Here is an 18,265-nt window from a genome sequence, read left to right as displayed (position 1 = left end):
GAATTCAATTTTATCTATTTTAAAGTTACACCTTTAAATTCTTTCGCTTCTTTTGGAGTTGCTGGTACTTTAATTTTTCCTTCTTTTATAGCTTCAGCATATTTATCTGTTAATTCAATTATATCCTTAGGCACATGTGATTTTACATATTTTTTCATGTCTTCTGGAATTTCTCCTCTTGATGTTGGAGCTATACATACACCGTCTTCTTTAAGTCCAAAGTTTTTAACTACTCCACCCTTGAATTTTCCTTCTTTAACTTCTTTTATAGCTTCAAATGTTGCAACGTCAACTTTTTTAACCATACTTGTAAGTATTACATCAGCATATTGTGGTTTACCCTTGCTGTCTAAGTTACTTAATGCTTGGTCCATATCAACTCCTATAGCCCATACATTTTTTCCATTTTTCTTTAACTCTGATGCTGCTTGGAATAATCCAATACCAACTCCACCAGCTGCATGCATTACTATATCACAACCTGAGTTGTATTCTGATTTTGCAAATTCATAACCTTTGTTTGAATCACTAAAGCTATCTGCATATCTTATATCTATTTTTATATTAGGATTAATAGATTTAGCACCAGCTACATAACCAGCTTCAAATCTTCCAACTACGTCTCCTTCTTTACCACCTATAAATCCTATTTTATTTGTTTTTGTCATCTTAGCAGCTATAACACCAACCAAGAATGATCCTTCTTGTTCTTTAAATAATAATGACTGAACATTAGGCATTTTTATTTCTGCATCTATGATAGCAAAATTCTTATCTTTATATTGACCTGCCACATCTTCTGTTGCCTTTTTCATTTGATATCCTACACCAAATGTTAAATCAGCATCAAAGTCTTTTGATAAAAGTTGAAGGTTTTGAACATAACTTTCTTTTCCCTTTGATTCTATTGGCTTATATTCTATTCCAAGTTCTTTTACAGCTTTTTTCAAACCTTTATCGGCAGACTGATTAAAGGATTTATCATTAAGTCCACCTTCATCTGTAGCAAGTCCAGCTTTAATTTGCTTTTTGCTAGCATCTCCTGAACTATTTGTACTTTGGGCACCACATCCTACAAACAAAGACCCAACCATTGCAATTGCTGCGATGCATGCAATTAGTTTTTTCTTTTTCATACTAATTCCCCCCTAATTTTTATAATCGCCGTAAACGTTTAAATACACGACAATCGGTTAATGTAATTTTAAAACTTCAACATATAAAACTATTTGTTTTTCTATATATAACTATATAATAATATATATACTAAATCAAGTAATTTAATCACATTTTTCCATTTAATTCTATACAATATATTGTGTCATAACAAAAAGAAAAACTAGAATTATTGATAAATTCTAGTCAGATTGTTCAAAAAGCCCCCAACAATTGGGGGCTTTTGTTTACGCCAAAATTCTTTTATGCGATAGCATTCGAAAAATATTTATTATGTATGTTAATTTGGAATAAATTTGAATTAATGTACACAAAAAATAATGCGATAGCACCATGGCTATCTTTTTCATATTCTGAACTGCCGCTGTAAGTAGGCACTGTTCAGAAACATTTTTAATTCCTCGCATGCGACAATAACGTAGCCCATGTAATTCTTTTGAATCAGCAAAGCTACGCTCAATCTTTTCTTTACGTCGTTTGTAAATATTTTTACCTTTTTCTGTTTTAGTAAATCTAAAAATTTGATCTTTATAGTCTTCCCAAACATGACGACGTATAGTTCTATTAATGGATTTATCAGATGTTAAGCAATTATTTTTATATTTGCAAGAAGCACAATGCTCCGCATTACTTAAATATTCTTTATAACCTTCCCTCGTAGTAGTTCTATATTTTAAAAAGCAATTATTAATACACACATATCCATCTAATTCTTTAACATACTGAAATCTATATTTTGTATATTTTCCTTTAACATGGGGTCCTAAACGGAACCCAAAAACACCTTGATAATTTTTGTCTGAAATTTGTTTACAAATAGGATTCGTAGAATATCCGGCATCTGCTACTAAATATTTTGTATTAAAATTAAACTTTTCTATTTGAGTTTCTATTCTTTTAACATAAGGATCTACATCGTTTATATTCCCGGGAGTAACATGAACGTCTGTTATAATATTATACTTTCCGTCAACAGTTCTATGATCTAAATAAAAAAAGCCTTTAGGTTTTCCATCTCTAACCATATATCCACTGTCTGGATCAGTTGTACTTACTTTTATTTCCTTAGTTTCAGCTATTTTAGTCTTTTTTTTTAGAGGCTTTTTATTATGATTAATTCTATCTTTATTAATGTCATTCTCTAATTCATCAAAGTATTCCTTTGTGGATTTAGTTATTTCTTTTTTAATAAATTTATGTTTATTAGCGTTAGCTTTTAAGTGAGTAGAATCAGTATATAGAATTTTGCCATCAACCAAGTTTCTATTAATAGCTTGAAATACAATATTATCAAATATTTCTTGATGTATATTTGTATTACTAAATCTTTTTGTTCTATTCTGGCTTATAGTGGAATGACTTGGTATTTTATCAGTAAGTCCATATCCCAAAAACCATCTGTAAGCTACATTTACCTGGATTTCTTTTACAAGCTGACGCTCTGAACGTATACCAAATAGGTATCCTATAAAAAGCATTTTAAATAATACAACTGGGTCTACTGAAGGTCTTCCATTATCAGGACAATATAAATCCTTAGTTAAATCTCTTATAAATGAAAAGTCTATGTATTTATCTATCTTTCTAAGTATGTGATTTTCAGGTACTAAATTTTCTATATAAACTAGTTCTAATTGATTTTGTTTTCTTTCATTATTAGTAAGCATTTTTCCTCCGTAGGAGCCCTAACGGGCTAAAAGATTTATTGTTCTAAAATATATATTCTACATAAACACTAAAAATCCTTTTTGTAATAAATGTAAAAAGGCTGTTGACAAATTATGTTTATCAACAGCCTGACTAGAATTATTGATAAATTCTAGTTTTATTTATATTCTATTAAACTTTTTATAATTTTATTTATTGTTTTCTTCTTTACTTACTTCTGTTTTGTTAACTTTATTCTTTGAACCTACAAATATGGATGCAATCATTGTTAAAGCTGCAACACATGCTATTATTTTTCTTTTCTTCATATAGACCCCACCTTATACATAAATGTTTTTTAATTATTATCTTATATTAAATATAAAATATTCCACCTTTTAAATCAACTTAATTTTTTAAAAGTTTTTTTGAACTTTAATATATTTATGTATTTTAATAAAAAAAGTCTAGAATTTCATAAGAAATTCTAGACTTATATGTTTAATCTATTACTCTAATTAATGACTTAAATTATTTTGCAAGGTTTGCAAAGTATTTTAAAGTTCTGATTAATTGAGAAGTGTAAGACATTTCGTTGTCATACCAAGAAGCAACTTTAACTAATTGTTGTCCGTTTACTTCCATAACTTTAGTTTGTGTAGCATCGAATAATGAACCGAAGTTGATTCCGATTATATCTGTAGATACGATTGGTTCTTCAGTGTATCCGAAAGATTCAGTAGCTGCTGCTTTCATAGCTGCATTTACTTCTTCTACAGTTACTTTTTTGTCTAATGTACAAACTAATTCAGTTAAAGAACCAGTTATTACAGGAACACGTTGAGCTCCACCATCTAATTTTCCTTTTAATTCAGGAATAACTAAACCGATTGCTTTAGCAGCTCCAGTTGAGTTAGGAATGATACTAGCAGCAGCAGCTCTAGCTCTTCTTAAATCACCTTTTCTGTGAGGACCATCTAAAGTGTTTTGGTCATTAGTGTAAGCGTGGATTGTAGTCATGAATCCTTTAGTTAATGTAAAGTTGTCATGAAGTGCTTTAGCCATTGGTGCTAAGCAGTTTGTAGTACAAGATGCACCAGATATAACTGTTTCAGAACCATCTAAAACGTCTTGGTTAACGTTGAATACAACTGTTTTGATATCTCCTTTAGCAGGTGCTGAGATAACAACTTTTTTAGCTCCAGCTTTGATGTGAGCTTCAGCTTTTTCTTTATCAGTGAATAATCCTGTACATTCAAGAACTATATCAACTCCTAGTTCTCCCCATGGTAGGTCTGCAGGATTCTTTTCTGCAACAACTTTGATTTCTTTTCCGTTAACGATGAAAGCTCCTTCTTTAACTTCGATTTCACCATTGAAACGTCCTTGAGATGAATCATATTTGAATAAGTGTGCTAATGTTGCAGCATCAGTTAAGTCGTTTATTGCAACCACTTCTAATTCAGGGTTGTCGATCATTAATCTTAATGCTAATCTTCCTATTCTTCCAAAACCATTAATCGCTACTTTTGTCATTGAAAATACCTCCTAAAAATTTTATATTAATTATATTTTATATAATTTATAACTTAGTTAATTAAAGACTATCTGTAATATTATTATCTCTTTTTATAATATTTATAATGTCTTTTGCAGCGCCTTCATCTGTTATTAGTATGTTATTTTTATTATAACTTTGTACTCCTAAGATAGCTTGTGCTTTACTCTTTCCTCCTGCTATTGCTATAAGTTTATTGATCTTCTTAGCATCTTCACCTTTTATTCCAGCAGTTGGAGTTGAGAATACTATTTCTCCATTATTATTAAAATAACAACCAAAAGCTTCTCCTACAGCGCCTTTTTCTTTTAATCTAAGGATTTCTTCTTCATCTAATCCTCTTTTTCTAGCCATTTCATCAGCCTTGCCAATTCCATATATCAATATATCTGCCTTATGTATCTTCTCAACTACTTCTTTTATACTTTCTTCATTTAAGATTTCATATATTTCAGCATAATCAACATTATCTATAAGTTGTAACATTCTATAATCAGCGGATAATTTTTCTGCTAATTTTGCAACCAATGTATTTGATTGTATTTCTACATTTCTTCCTATACCACCTCTAGCAGGTAACACTAAAATATCTTTATGTTCTGTTATCTTAGGCATGTTATCTACTAGCCTTTTAACACTTGTCCCACCAGTTAATGCTATTGTACATTTATTTTTGAGTATTCCTTTTAGATAATTTGCTGCACTTTTTCCTATTTCCTCTAAAACAAGTTCATTTTCATCTACATCACCAGGAACAACTAATACATGATTTAAATTTAGATGATCCTTTAAAAACTTCTCCATTTCCGACAATCCTCTTAGGTCATGAATAAATATCTTTAAAGCATCCAATACTTGTTTACCTTCGTAATTAACTTTCATTCCATCGGCATTAATATCAATTAAGCCTTGTTTTTTGAAAAAATCTATTTCATTTCTTACTATTCTCTCACCCATTCCAAGTTGATTTGCAAGCATTCTGCGTCCTATGGGCTGGTTATAATAAATATTGGTCAATATGTTATATCGTTTATCTAGCATTTCCAATAGTTCTGGAACTACTTTTTTTTGGACATCTAAGTATTTCACTTAAAACACCTCTCTGGTCTATTAATGTCCCGGTAGTATGATTAATGTCCCACCTATATTATAAATCAAATACTAGTTTTTTTAAAGAGATTTTGTAAAAAAAGTTATCAAAATTTTATTATATGTTATTTTAGGAAATTTTTATAAATAATAATCTAATTTTTAAGTTACTATTCCTTATTATTATTTATTAAAATTTATTATTTTATTCTAACTAAAATCTTTTTCTTTTACTTGAAGATGGTATACCCGCTTCTTCTCTATACTTAGCAACTGTTCTTCTAGAAATACTTACACCTTTCTTCTGCAAAAAATCACAAATTTTTTGATCTGATAAAGGCTTCTTTTTATCCTCTTTTTCTATTAATTTCTTTATATAGCCTTTAACTGTAATTGTTGACACATCTTCAAGGCTATCCATTTTAAACATCTTTGTGGTAAATAAATCTTTTATTTTTATGGTTCCATGTTTTGTATGAATATATTTATCCTTAATGGCTCTACTAACAGTTGATTCATGTATATCTAATTCATCTGCTAATTCTTTTAAGGTCATTGGTTTTAATGACTCTTGTCCATATTCAAAGTATTCTGGTTGCATTTCAACTATTTTTGTTAGTATTTTGTATATTGTACTTTCTCTTTGATTAATACTTTTTATTAAAAATACTGCTTTATCCAACTTTTCTTTAATGAAATCTTTCACTTCTTTGTTTTTATTTTCATTAAACATTTGTTTATAGGCTTTATTTATATTTAAAGTTGGTATATTTTCATTGTTCATTATTACGTAGTATTTATCGTTTATTCTTTTTATATATGCTTCTGGTATTATATAGTTTGTCTCTTCTCCTGTAAAAAATCCTCTTGATGGCTTAGGTTCTAAAGATTTTATAATATCCCCATAACTTTGAGCTAGTTTTACACTTATATTTAATTTTTTAGCTATTACATTGTATTTATTATCAGCTATTAGCGGAAGATAATTGTCTATAATTTTTACTATATCTTCATCATATATTTTTTTCATATTCAATTGAATTTTTAAACATTCTTTTAAATCTCTAGCTCCAACTCCATATGGTTCTAAGGACTGTACAATTTTTAAAGCTTCATAAGCACTATTTTTAGATATATTAATCTCTTTTTCTATATCATCTAAGTTTATATTTACATATCCTCTATCATCAATGTTTTCTACTATATATTCACATGCTTTTTTTATAGTTTTTTTATGACTTTGTACCAATATTTGTTCTTTTAAATATTCCTTTAGAGATTTCTTTTCACCTATAAAATTAAGTGGGGATACATAATCCTCATCTTTACTGTAGTTATTGTTATTATAATAATCAAATTCTAGATGTTTTAAAAATTTAGTATACTCTATGAAATCCTTTTCCTTTATAGCAAACTCCTTATTATCCTCCGCATCTAAAACCGGATTTTCCTGTATCTCTTTTTCCATATATTTTTGAATTTCTAAATTAGACATTTGAAGGAGTTTTATGGATAATTGCATTTGCTGTGTCATTATTAACTTTTGATGTTGTACTAGTTCTAGATTAAAATTCATCTTCATTTTTATCACCATCTCACACTCTAATTACTACTTTGTTATAATTATAACATAATAAAAAATTTTTAAAATTCTATAATTTCAAAAAAATTTATAATAAAAAAACAACATACGTTAATTAACATATGTTAGTTTTTTTATTTATTTAATATTCTTCTATAAATGCTACACCACAAGCGTTAGGTCCTGAATGTGTACCAACTACACATCCTACATCACACACTATAAAATCAACATTTTTTTCTTTTAATTCTTCTTCTAAAGCATATCTTATGTCAGTGTTATCTATTTGAAGTAAAATACTAGGTTCATTCTTGTCCATCTTTTCTAAATGGCTCAAAATTGTTTTTATTGCTTTTTTAGTACCTCTAACTTTATCAATTACAGCCATCTCTCCATCTACAACAGCTAGAATTAATTTTATATTTAAAAGATTACCTATAGCACCAATAGCCTTTGGAAGCCTTCCACCTTTAACTAGGTTGTCCAAACTTGCAAATGCATATGCATTTTTCACATGCGGTCTTTTTTCTTTTACTACTTCTTCAATTTGCTCTATTGTATAATTTTGTCCCGCAAGTTCTGCTGCTTTTATTACAAGTAATCCTAATCCTGATGTTACATTTAGGCTATCTATTACTACTATGTCATTAGTCTCTAAAATTTCTTTAGCCATACATGCGGATTGATATGTTCCACTCATTTTTGACGAAAGATGAATAGAAACAATTTTATAACCTTGATCTAAATATTTTTTATAGTATTCACAGAACTTATGTGGATTTATTCCAGATGTAGTGGGGAATATACATTCTTCATCCATTTTTCTTAAGAATTCCCTTGTGTCAATATCAACACCATCAAGGTAACTTTCTTCGCCAAAATTAACTATTAAAGGAATTACTTCTATATCATACTTTTCTATAGTTTCTTTGTTTAAATCGCATGTACTATCAGTAATTATTTTGATTTTTTCCATAGTAGTTCCCCCCTATTTCATATCCGGAAATCCTAATTGTCTTAAAGCTTCATAAGCAACTATTGATACCGTATTTGAAAGATTTAATGATCTTGTTGTAGTCTTAATCATAGGAACTCTTATTCTATTTTCTACATATCTATCTCTAATATATTCTGGTAATCCGGAAGATTCTCTACCGAAAACAATAAAATCTCCTGTTTTATATTTTACTTCGTCGTGATGATATTTAGCTTCTTTTGTTGTTGATAAATAAATATTGGCATCAGGATACTTCTTTATCATGTCATCAAAAGATTCATGTACTTCAACATCAAGATGAGGCCAATAATCAAGTCCCGCTCTTTTTAAACTTTTATCGTCTATTCTAAATCCTAATGGTTTTATTAAATGTAATTTACTATTAGTTAATACACAAGTTCTTCCTATATTTCCTGTATTCTGTGGAATTTCTGGCTCAAACAATACTATATTTAAATTTGGTGTATCTAACATTATACTATTCCCCCTATTTGATTTTAAATAAAATTGTACGTTTAACATTATATAATGTAATTTATCGCATCTTCACCAAAATATTTCGTTATATTATTGGTGAAAAACTCTTTCATATAGTCCAGTTGTTCTTTATTATATATGTACTTTCCATAACCAAACTGACCATATTTAAATTTTCTAAGGCTCTCTTCCATTGGAAGAAGAGTTTCCGGAAAAATATTTTGTATGTTTTCCTTTGCCCTTTTAGTAAATCTATGCGATATAACCTCAAACTCAAGTGGTACACCCATAAATTTATCAGCAATGTTGCTTATAAGATTTTTATATTCACTTTCCCAATTTTCATATAAAAACACTGGTGCAATTATAAATCCTATTTTATAACCACTTTTCGAAACTTTCAATGCTGCTTCTATTCTTTTTTCTAGAATAGGTGTTCTGTGTTCAAATTTTTTTATCGCATCATTTGTATTTAAACTAAATCTAATCATAGTTCTATTGTTATGTTGTAAATTTAGTAAACTATCAACATCTGTATATTTGGTTACAAATCTAAATTTCCCATGTGGATTAGTTCCAAAAAATTCAATAGCATCTTTAAGTGCATGAGAATATGACTCTACTGGTATAGGATCAGATGTAGCAGCGCCTTCAAATATTGTTATTTCAGGTTTTCTAGAATTTATATATTCATTTGCTTTATTTAAAATTTCATCATTATTCACATGTATCTTTATGTATGGTTTCTTTCCCATTTGAGTATTTAAATAACAATATTCGCACATTCCCATACATCCACTTACAAGTGGTAATTGATAATGAGCTGATGGTTTACAAGTCTGAAACTCAAGGGCTTTTCTTATCCCAACTACTAAAGTTTCTTTTCCCTCTTTATACATTTCTCCATGTTGTTTACCGGGTATTCCTGTTATTCTTCCATTTTTAGATATTTTAATTTCTATATTTTCATTTTTACAAAATTGATTATAAAGTTCTTTTCCTAATTTATATTCTAAGGCCTTTTCCTCAAAAATAACTCTTCGTGGTTTAAACATATACACTATCCTCTCATTTATTGTTAAAGATAGTATTAGTTTATAATCACTACTATATTCAATTATTTAGTCTAGTACAAATTCTTCTATAACTTTGGCTACCCCATCATTATCATTTGTATCTGCAATGTAATCTGCATATTTTTTAATAGCATCCGGTGCATTTTCCATAACAACTCCAAGTCCTGCATACTTTATCATAGATAAATCATTTTCTCCATCACCCATGCATATTACTTCATCTTGACTTATGCCATAAAAATCAGCTAATACTTTAACTCCCTTACCTTTTGAAACATCTTTGTTCATTATTTCAAAATTATCTCCAAGTGAACTTACAATTTCTAAATTTCCTAGTCTCTCAATCTCTTTTCTTGCATTTTCTAGTATTTCTCTGTTATCACTTATACAAATTGCTTTTACAATCTGTCCATTTCTATTTGTTGCTTCTTCTTCTAGATTTGTATTAACTTCTAAATGTACCTTCATGTTATCTGGCAATTCATTTGACATTTCAAGATATGTATATCCCTTAGGATAAGGTTTTGCAGATATAATTGTATCAAAAGTATTTAGATAAAAATGAAATTCATAATTTTTTGCTATATTTATAATGTCCTTACACAAACTTTCATCTATAGGTGATTTATATATAATTTCTTCTTTATCTTTTTCTCTAATATAAGCTCCATTTGAAGCAATAATCGGTGCTGATATTCCTAACATGTTCGCATAATATTTTGCTGAAATAAATACTCTTCCAGTTGATATAGCGATTTTAACTCCTTTTTCATGAGCTTTTTTTATAGCATTTTTTGTTCTATCACTAATTTTCTTATTTGTATCTAATAATGTTCCATCCATATCTAGACAGATAAGCTTATATGCCATGTTAATCTCTCCTTAATCATCAAGTAAAAATCTATAATATCACGTATTTAGAGTTAATAAAAATATTATATCATACTTGCTTTAATATAGCCCATTAAATAACTTTTCAATATATTTTTAAATTTTTTATAATTAAAATAGGTTATAAGTATATAATATGAAATCTATACTTATAACCTATTTTAATTTTATCCCATTTTTTAAACTTAAACTAATTTAAACTCTACTTTCTAGTACCTCTTTTTACAACACCATTCACAGGTACATAATAATCATTTGCGATTAATTCTTTTGCTACAAATTTTCCGTCTTTGTATATACTTCTGTATGATTTAACTCTATATCCTGTATGACCACTTTTTACAACTTCCATTGCTCCAGCTGGTAAGTTAGAATCATTGATGTATTCTGTTCTAGGTTCTATCTTTTTATAAACTTCAGATGTTATTTCACATCTTGTTCTAGCAAGTTCTGAGTTAGAATATATGTTAAAACCAACTTCTCTACCACCTGTATATCCTTGTATGTATATCGGATATTTGAACGTATTTTTAAATTTAAGGTCTATATTTCCCCAGTCTACTGTAGCGTCCAATCCTGTTGGTACATAACTTGACGGGAATGTATGATGTACTCTTTCTGTCATTTTTATATTTGATCTTAAAAGAGCATTATAAAGAGTAGATGAAACTTGACATACTCCTCCACCAAAACCTGATTCTAATTTTTGATTTACTATTACTCCAGCTTCTTTGTATCCTCTTGCTCTAGTTCTCTCTCCAACTACTTCATTAAAACTAAAAGTTTCTCCTGGCATTACTACTTTTCCATCAATGCTTCTTGTAGCAACTGCAACATTAGTAGCTCTAGCTTCAGATGATGTTGCGTAATTAGTTGAATATGAGCCTAACTTTGAATTAACAGACTTTAATACTTCAGCTGTTACTTTTGAAGCTATAACTTTAAAAGGGGCATTTATAACCACAACATCTTGGTGTTTATCATTAATATTAGAAATAATTTCTTTCTTTAATTTTTCTTTTTCTAATTCTACACCTTTCTTATCCTCTTTTACTCCAAAACTTCCGCCATCAAAACTAAGTTTCGCATCTACTGGCTTTACATTTGTTTCTTTTGCAATCTTATCTATCATTTTATCAATAGGCTTAACATCATATGATAACTCTAATTCATATATTTTGCTCTTCTTGCCTTTTATAATCATGTACTTAGAAAACATATTCTTATCTTTTCCATAATTCATTGCATGATTTACTGTATCATCAATGTTATATCTAGCTTTTAACTCTGGATAATTTATGAAATAATCTTTATCCTTTGCCTTGATATTTATTTTTTTATTTAACATTGCATCAGAATACTTTTCTCTTAAAATCTTCATTGCTTCATCTTTTGTGGCTCCTGATAAATTAACTTCTTCTACCTGAACCCCAGGGAAAATACTATCATTAAACTTTTGCACAGTAAAATATACGTAACTTACAACAGCACAAACTATAACTAGTATAATTGCAATGGATAATTTAAATATTTTTTTATTACTTTTTGCATTAGTTGAGCTTCCTTTTTTTCTTGCCATTTAATCTCTCCCCTCTTTCTTGTATATTATACTACAAAATTTGTACAGTTACATATAAAAATTGTTACATTTATTCTATTTTTATATTATGGTAAAATTTATTAGGAGAGGTGATTATTTTATGAATTACAATACTGATAAATTAATGAATTATATGCAGAATCTTCTAAGCGAACCCAGCCCAACTGGATATACAGAAGATGTTCTTAATTATGTAAAAGAACAACTAAACTTATTAAAAGCTCCATACATAGTTACAAACAAAGGTGCTGTAATAGTTTCCCTAAAAGGTGAAAATCAAGACTATGAAAGAACTTTTTCAGCCCATATTGACACACTTGGTGCTATGGTAAAAGAAATAAAATCTAATGGTACACTTGGAATTACTTTAATTGGTGGTTATATGTGCAATTCAATAGAAGGAGAAAATTGCACAGTTCTAACATTAGATGACAAAAAATATTCTGGAACAATCCAAACTATTAAGCCATCTGTTCATATAAGTGGAGATGATGCTCGTAATTTAACTAGAAGCGAAGAAAATATGGAATTAATTTTAGATGAAAAGGTTTTTTCAAAAGAAGATGTATTAAATCTTGGAATTAATGTTGGTGATTTCATAGCTTTAGATCCTAGAACAACAATTACTGAAAATGGCTTTATAAAAAGTAGACATCTTGATGATAAAGCAAGTGCAGCAATTTTATTATATACAATTGAATATATAATAACTAATAATATAGAATTGCCTTATACAACAAACTTCTTCTTTAGTAACTATGAAGAAGTAGGTCATGGAGCATCTGCTTGTGTACCAGATAAAACTAAAGAATTTATATCTGTAGATATGGGAGCCCCTGGACTAAATCAAAACTCATCTGAATACAGTGTATGCATTTGTGCTAAGGATTCTTCTGGTCCTTATGACTATTCACTTAGAAAAACTCTTGTAAATTTATGCAAAGAAAAAAATATCGATTTCAAAATAGACATATATCCTCACTACGGTTCAGATGCATCTGCTGCACTTAGAGCAGGACACGATATAAAAACTGCTTTAATTGGACCTGGAGTTTTCGCATCACACGCTTATGAAAGAACTCATGTAGATTCTGTAATATCCACATTAAGTTTAGTATTATCTTATTGTCAAACAAAATAAATAATAAAAGACATTGCCTGGGCAATGTCTTTTTACATATACTTACATATTACAATTTTAATATTCTTATTTCTATATTTTTTAGAGGATTTTCTCCATTTAAATAGAATTATTAGTATAAAAGTAATTTTTTGGCATATAATTTGCTTTATTTTTAGCTAAGGAGATGATTATTTTCTATGGACTACAAAGAAATATGTTTTTCATTATTAAATTCTCTAGAGACTCCAATAATTATAATTGACAATAACTACAAAATAAAAAATATAAATGAGAATGGCGTAAAAATTTTAAAGAAATTAAATCCTATTAATTTAAATATTAAAAATAACTTAAATTTAAAACTTCCTAATGAATTAGAAATCTTAATAAAAAAATTTATAAATAGTAATCTAAATGAACTTATGAAAGAAAAAAGTTTTTTTATAAATAATGAACTTTATTATCTTAAGTTAAAACTAAATAAAGTAGTAAGTTACTCAAATTCATCTAACAAAATTCTTATATCAATTACAAACATAACCGAACAAAAAAAAGCAGAAAAAATTTTACAAGAAAATACCTTAGAATTAAAAACCCTTTTTAAAGTTTTACCTGATACATATTTAAAAATTAATAAAAATGGTACACTCATATCTTTTATTAATAATAACAATAATAATGATTTAATATACACATCACAAGAATTTATAGGTGAAAATTTAGACACTTTTGTTCCATATAAACTCAGTTTAAAATTTAAATCAGCAATATTAAAATCAATAAAAACTAAATCGATTATTGTTTTTGAATATAAAGTTAAAGCTATTACTAATATTACGAATTTTTTTGAAGCTAGACTAGTTCCTCTATCCGATGATGAGGTGATATGTATAGTTCGAAATGTAACTCAAAAAAAACAAACTGAAGAAGAACTTTTAAAAATGGAAAAGTTAAATTCTATAAGCACCTTAGCTGGTGGTGTAGCTCATGACTTTAATAATATACTCACTATAATTCTTGGAAATATCTCTTTAATAAAAACAAATTTTGATACTGAAAATAAGCTATATGAAAAACTTATAACTATAGAAAAAATTATTCTACAAGCTAAAGACTTAACAAAACAACTTCTATCATTTTCAAAGTCTAGCAATCCAGTAAAAAAAATATGCTATATAGGTGATTTAATTAAAGAAACAACTAATCTTTCTTTAAGTGGCTCTAATGTATGTGAAAAATCTTATATTTCTGATGATTTATGGCCTGTTGAAGTAGATGTATCACAAATAAATCAAGTATTAAGTAACCTAATAATAAATTCTTGCCAAGCTATGCCTAATGGTGGAATTTTAACTGTGCGTTGCAAAAATATGATTTTAAAAGAAAATGAAATAGTAGGCTTACCAAAAGGTAAATACGTTAATATTTCTATAAAAGATCAGGGTTATGGTATATCTGAAGAAAACTTATTAAAAGTATTTGACCCCTACTTTACAACTAAAGATACTGGAATGGGCCTTGGGTTATTTTCTGCATATTCCATAATAAAAAATCATAATGGGCACATTTCAGTTAAATCTCGTGTAGGTAAAGGCACTATATTTCAAATTTATTTACCTGCTTGTAACATGATTCCTATAGAAATTAAAGCACCTACACCCAAGATATTCCACGGCAAGAGTAAAATACTCATAATGGATGATGATGAAGACATACTAGATATATTAAAATCCATGTTAAATTATTTAGGTCACACAACGGAAGTATCTAAAGATGGTAATGAAGCAATTTCCTTATATAAAAAATCACTGAAAGATAATAGTCCTTTTGATGCCGTAATTATGGATTTAACCATACCTGGCGGAATGGGCGGAGAAGAAACAATAAAACATATTCTAAAAATAGATCCTAATGTAAAAGCTATTGTTTCTAGTGGATACTATTCAAGAGGGATTATCTCCAATTATAAAGAACATGGATTTAAAGGGGTAATAAATAAACCCTATACTATAGAAGAACTTAGTACAGAACTTAACAAAATTTTAAGCAGTAGTTAAAATTAACTACTGCTTATTTTTATATTATATATTCACAATATGGTGCCACAGGACATTGGTCACATTGTGGTTTTCTAGCCTTACATATTTTTCTCCCATGCCATATTAAGTAGTGATGAGTATCACTCCACTTTTCTTTAGGAATATTCTTCATAAGTTCCTTTTCTACTATATCCACATTTTTTCCTTTAGCTATTCCTATTCTATTAGATACCCGAAACACATGTGTATCCACTGCAATGGCAGGTATTCCAAAAGCATTTGAAAGAACTACATTAGCTGTTTTACGTCCTACTCCAGGAAGGGAAACTAAATCTTCCATGGTATTTGGAACTTTTCCATTAAACTTATTTAAAATATCCTGTGATGCAGCTAATATATTCTTGCTTTTATTTTTATATAATCCACAACTTTTTATCTTTTCTCCTATTTCTTCCTGAGTTAATGTAACCATAGCTTCAGCTGAATTATACTTTTTAAACAATTCTTCCGTAACAACATTTACTCTTTCGTCAGTACACTGTGCTGAAAGCATAGTTGCTATTAATAGCTCATATGGATTTTTAAAATTTAATCCACACTTTGCACCTTTATAAGTATGTTCTAAAACATTTATTACATTTTCTATGTTTTCTTTTTTCATTTTATCACCTATTTATAAGTATTCTCCCTTATATTCATCTGGCAACAACTCAGCTATATTATTCATAATCATTTCCATAGCTCTTTCATCATATTCTTTCTTAGATTCACCTTCTAATCTAGGTGGAAGGGTAAATTGCTCTCCTATTTTAACATTTATGTCTGCATGGTGGAATTTTTCTTGTTCCATTTTTCCTTCCATGTTAATAGGTAAAAGCTTTTCTGTACCTGTAATACCAATTGGAACAATAGGAATATTGCATTTTTTTGCAATTAATACTATTCCTTTTTTACCCTTTATCATTTTTCCAGTTCTACTTCTAGTTCCTTCAGGAAAAATCAAAACATTTTTACCCTCATTAGCTATGTTTATAATTCTTTTTAACCCTTCTTTATCTGGAGAATTTGGATGAAGTGGTGTTGTTTTCACCACATCAATTCCAAGCTTAGTAAGTGAATTATCACTAAGCTTTACACCAGCTACAAAAGTAACATCAAAATCTTTTAAAACTCTATTTAAAACTAATCCATCTGAGTTACTAAGATGATTACATATAAAAACTACTGGTGTAGATACATTGTTTAAGTTTTCTAAATTTTCAACCTTTATATTGGCATACTTACTTACATATCCATTTATTATCCTATTCGCTAAAAAACTAACTAACTTTTTAGGTAATAATCCTATAAATTTCGCCATGGATGGAGATATCATTATAAATTCCACCTTTCCTATTTATATGCTTATATAATATCATATCTTTAAATTTTTCAAAAGTTTATTGTAATAATTTTGAACATATGGAGAAGTAAACTTTATTTCATCTTTATCATTTAAAATATTAAAATAATACATATTAATTAGTAAATTTCTCTGAATAATATTTTTTCCTCTCCATCCACAGGACGTTAATTTATACTTATCATTAAATTCTTTTTTTCCCATGTTAATAATATAGTCTATATCTATATCCTTCATAAAATCTAAGGGTTTAAACTCATCTATATTTGATTTTTCAGCCTCTTTGTTGTAAGGACATACATTTTGACAAGTGTCACATCCAAACATTCTCCCTTTAAATTTTTCAAACCAATATTCTTCTATATCCTTCTTTTGAGTTATATATGATAAACATATATTAGAATTATTTTCTCCTGATTTACATATAGCTCCTGTGGGACAAGCTTTTATACATAGATCACATTCTCCGCATCTATTTTTAATGGGCTCATCGCTTTCTATTTTTAAGTCTGTTATTATCTCTCCTAAAAATATATAAGAGCCATATTTCTTGCTAATAAGCATATTATTTTTTCCTATAAAACCTATTCCACTTAAATAAGCAATATATCTTTCAGGTAGAGAATTACTATCTACAAAAGAAATAGCTTCTCCACCAATACTCTTTATATAATCACATATTTGTTTTAGATAATACTCAACAACTTCATGATAATCTTTACCTAGTGTATACTTAGAAAAATATATTTTTGAATACTGAACTTTTTCATACATATAAGGAAAAGCAATAGATATTATTGTTTTTCCATTTTCCATATAAATAAATGGATTTATTCTTTTTTCTATATCATCTTCTTCAAATTCATTTTGAAGATTTTTTTCTTTTCTATTTTTATATTTTTCTCTTAACTCATCAAAAACTCTACATTTTGTAAATCCAATTAAGTCTAACCCTAATTTATTACAATACGTTGTTATTTTTTCTTTGTAATTCATACGCTTCTTCTTTCCTATTAAATCTATCAACTTTTATAACTTCAGCAGGCTTAGGTTTTGGATATACTACTTTTCCTGGAATTCCAACTACTGTTGAACCTTCTGGTATATCCTTTAAAACTACAGAATTTGCACCTACTTTAGAATTATCTCCTATATTTATAGGACCAAGTATTTTAGCCCCAGAACCTACAAGAATATTATTGCCAAGAGTAGGATGTCTTTTACCTTTATCTTTACCAGTACCACCAAGTGTTACTCCATGGTATAAAGTTACATTGTCTCCAACTTCCGCTGTTTCCCCTATTACTACTCCCATTCCGTGATCAATAAATAGTCCCTTTCCTATTTTAGCCCCTGGATGTATTTCTATTCCTGTAAGGAATCTTGCAAATTGCGAAATAAGTCTAGCTATAAAAAAGCATTTTTTACTGTAAAAAAAATGTGCTATTCTATAGTGGATTAATGCATTGATACATGGATATAATAGAAATACTTCCACCCTATTTCTTGCTGCTGGATCATTTTCTAAAACATTATCTATATCATATTTTAAAGTCTTAAAAAATTTAAACATACACACACCCCACCTCTAAAAATATATATAAAAAA

Annotated in this window: 16 protein-coding genes; 2 read left to right on the top strand and 14 right to left on the bottom strand. The window is 28.2% G+C overall.

Features of this window, described 5'->3' with window-relative positions; genetic code table 11:
• Positions 1-14 precede the first annotated feature (14 nt).
• The 10 genes from NT01CX_RS02675 to NT01CX_RS02630 form a co-directional block, all read right to left on the bottom strand.
• A complete protein-coding gene (locus NT01CX_RS02675; protein ID WP_011721497.1) occupies positions 15-1,136 on the bottom strand; it encodes a BMP family lipoprotein in 1,122 nt (373 codons plus the stop codon).
• A 267-nt stretch (positions 1,137-1,403) separates the two neighbouring features.
• Complete coding sequence (locus NT01CX_RS02670; protein WP_011721496.1) at positions 1,404-2,843, bottom strand: IS1182-like element ISCno1 family transposase; 1,440 nt, start codon at positions 2,841-2,843, stop codon at positions 1,404-1,406.
• Positions 2,844-3,354: 511 nt separating this feature from the next.
• Positions 3,355-4,359: a type I glyceraldehyde-3-phosphate dehydrogenase gene (gene gap / locus NT01CX_RS02665; RefSeq protein WP_011721494.1), complete on the bottom strand. Its 1,005-nt coding sequence runs from the start codon at positions 4,357-4,359 to the stop codon at positions 3,355-3,357.
• A gap of 61 nt (positions 4,360-4,420) precedes the next feature.
• Positions 4,421-5,422, bottom strand: a complete 1,002-nt coding sequence (locus tag NT01CX_RS02660; RefSeq protein WP_043878483.1) for a sugar-binding transcriptional regulator — start codon at positions 5,420-5,422, stop codon at positions 4,421-4,423.
• Between the two features lie 262 nt (positions 5,423-5,684).
• Positions 5,685-7,046, bottom strand: a complete 1,362-nt coding sequence (gene rpoN, locus NT01CX_RS02655; RefSeq protein ID WP_187146705.1) for an RNA polymerase factor sigma-54 — start codon at positions 7,044-7,046, stop codon at positions 5,685-5,687.
• Between the two features lie 148 nt (positions 7,047-7,194).
• Complete coding sequence (locus NT01CX_RS02650; protein WP_011721491.1) at positions 7,195-8,028, bottom strand: DegV family protein; 834 nt, start codon at positions 8,026-8,028, stop codon at positions 7,195-7,197.
• 12 nt (positions 8,029-8,040) lie between these two features.
• Complete coding sequence (trmL, locus tag NT01CX_RS02645) at positions 8,041-8,523, bottom strand: tRNA (uridine(34)/cytosine(34)/5-carboxymethylaminomethyluridine(34)-2'-O)-methyltransferase TrmL (RefSeq protein ID WP_011721490.1); 483 nt, start codon at positions 8,521-8,523, stop codon at positions 8,041-8,043.
• Positions 8,524-8,570: 47 nt separating this feature from the next.
• On the bottom strand, positions 8,571-9,581 hold the full coding sequence (gene splB / locus NT01CX_RS02640; protein ID WP_011721489.1) for a spore photoproduct lyase: 1,011 nt from the start codon (positions 9,579-9,581) through the stop codon (positions 8,571-8,573).
• 66 nt (positions 9,582-9,647) lie between these two features.
• Positions 9,648-10,472 carry a Cof-type HAD-IIB family hydrolase gene (locus tag NT01CX_RS02635; RefSeq protein ID WP_011721488.1) on the bottom strand — a complete coding sequence of 275 codons (825 nt, stop codon included), beginning with the start codon at positions 10,470-10,472 and terminating at the stop codon, positions 9,648-9,650.
• Between the two features lie 223 nt (positions 10,473-10,695).
• Positions 10,696-12,072, bottom strand: a complete 1,377-nt coding sequence (locus NT01CX_RS02630; RefSeq protein ID WP_011721487.1) for a VanW family protein — start codon at positions 12,070-12,072, stop codon at positions 10,696-10,698.
• Between the two features lie 121 nt (positions 12,073-12,193).
• Here NT01CX_RS02630 and NT01CX_RS02625 point away from each other — a divergent pair, with 121 nt between their 5' ends.
• Together NT01CX_RS02625 and NT01CX_RS02620 are read left to right on the top strand one after the other, a co-directional pair.
• A complete protein-coding gene (locus NT01CX_RS02625) occupies positions 12,194-13,234 on the top strand; it encodes a M42 family metallopeptidase (protein ID WP_011721486.1) in 1,041 nt (346 codons plus the stop codon).
• Between the two features lie 179 nt (positions 13,235-13,413).
• The gene (locus NT01CX_RS02620) at positions 13,414-15,273 is read left to right on the top strand and encodes a hybrid sensor histidine kinase/response regulator (RefSeq protein WP_011721485.1); all 1,860 of its coding nucleotides are present in this window, start codon (positions 13,414-13,416) and stop codon (positions 15,271-15,273) included.
• A gap of 19 nt (positions 15,274-15,292) precedes the next feature.
• On the opposite strand, the gene nth is transcribed toward NT01CX_RS02620, so the two are convergent.
• From nth to epsC, 4 genes are read right to left on the bottom strand one after another with little or no spacing between them, the layout of a single operon-like run.
• Positions 15,293-15,916 (bottom strand): endonuclease III, encoded by a 624-nt coding sequence (gene nth / locus NT01CX_RS02615; protein ID WP_011721484.1) that lies wholly within the window; start codon positions 15,914-15,916, stop codon positions 15,293-15,295.
• A 12-nt stretch (positions 15,917-15,928) separates the two neighbouring features.
• Positions 15,929-16,630 (bottom strand): lysophospholipid acyltransferase family protein, encoded by a 702-nt coding sequence (locus tag NT01CX_RS02610; RefSeq protein WP_011721483.1) that lies wholly within the window; start codon positions 16,628-16,630, stop codon positions 15,929-15,931.
• A 39-nt stretch (positions 16,631-16,669) separates the two neighbouring features.
• Entirely contained in the window at positions 16,670-17,653 is a 984-nt protein-coding gene (gene queG, locus NT01CX_RS02605) for a tRNA epoxyqueuosine(34) reductase QueG (RefSeq protein ID WP_011721482.1), read from the bottom strand.
• Positions 17,619-18,230: a serine O-acetyltransferase EpsC gene (gene epsC / locus NT01CX_RS02600; protein ID WP_011721481.1), complete on the bottom strand. Its 612-nt coding sequence runs from the start codon at positions 18,228-18,230 to the stop codon at positions 17,619-17,621. Before epsC ends, queG begins: the two co-directional genes overlap by 35 nt.
• Positions 18,231-18,265 lie beyond the last annotated feature (35 nt).

It is taken from the genome of Clostridium novyi NT (genome assembly GCF_000014125.1).
GTDB lineage: Bacteria > Bacillota > Clostridia > Clostridiales > Clostridiaceae > Clostridium_H > Clostridium_H novyi.
Note: the sequence above shows the minus strand (reverse complement) of the source record. Positions and strands in the feature narration are given on the sequence as shown.

Coding starts and splice junctions, on each gene's coding strand:
- queG (WP_011721482.1), bottom strand. CDS start 17,653: ATGAATTACAAAGAAAAAATAACAACGTATTGTAATAAATTAGGGTTA.
- NT01CX_RS02670 (WP_011721496.1), bottom strand. CDS start 2,843: ATGCTTACTAATAATGAAAGAAAACAAAATCAATTAGAACTAGTTTAT.
- NT01CX_RS02635 (WP_011721488.1), bottom strand. CDS start 10,472: ATGGCATATAAGCTTATCTGTCTAGATATGGATGGAACATTATTAGAT.
- NT01CX_RS02625 (WP_011721486.1), top strand. CDS start 12,194: ATGAATTACAATACTGATAAATTAATGAATTATATGCAGAATCTTCTA.
- NT01CX_RS02620 (WP_011721485.1), top strand. CDS start 13,414: ATGGACTACAAAGAAATATGTTTTTCATTATTAAATTCTCTAGAGACT.
- NT01CX_RS02630 (WP_011721487.1), bottom strand. CDS start 12,072: ATGGCAAGAAAAAAAGGAAGCTCAACTAATGCAAAAAGTAATAAAAAA.
- NT01CX_RS02660 (WP_043878483.1), bottom strand. CDS start 5,422: ATGCTAGATAAACGATATAACATATTGACCAATATTTATTATAACCAG.
- NT01CX_RS02675 (WP_011721497.1), bottom strand. CDS start 1,136: ATGAAAAAGAAAAAACTAATTGCATGCATCGCAGCAATTGCAATGGTT.
- rpoN (WP_187146705.1), bottom strand. CDS start 7,046: ATGAATTTTAATCTAGAACTAGTACAACATCAAAAGTTAATAATGACA.
- trmL (WP_011721490.1), bottom strand. CDS start 8,523: ATGTTAGATACACCAAATTTAAATATAGTATTGTTTGAGCCAGAAATT.
- nth (WP_011721484.1), bottom strand. CDS start 15,916: ATGAAAAAAGAAAACATAGAAAATGTAATAAATGTTTTAGAACATACT.
- splB (WP_011721489.1), bottom strand. CDS start 9,581: ATGTTTAAACCACGAAGAGTTATTTTTGAGGAAAAGGCCTTAGAATAT.
- gap (WP_011721494.1), bottom strand. CDS start 4,359: ATGACAAAAGTAGCGATTAATGGTTTTGGAAGAATAGGAAGATTAGCA.
- NT01CX_RS02650 (WP_011721491.1), bottom strand. CDS start 8,028: ATGGAAAAAATCAAAATAATTACTGATAGTACATGCGATTTAAACAAA.
- NT01CX_RS02610 (WP_011721483.1), bottom strand. CDS start 16,630: ATGATATCTCCATCCATGGCGAAATTTATAGGATTATTACCTAAAAAG.
- epsC (WP_011721481.1), bottom strand. CDS start 18,230: ATGTTTAAATTTTTTAAGACTTTAAAATATGATATAGATAATGTTTTA.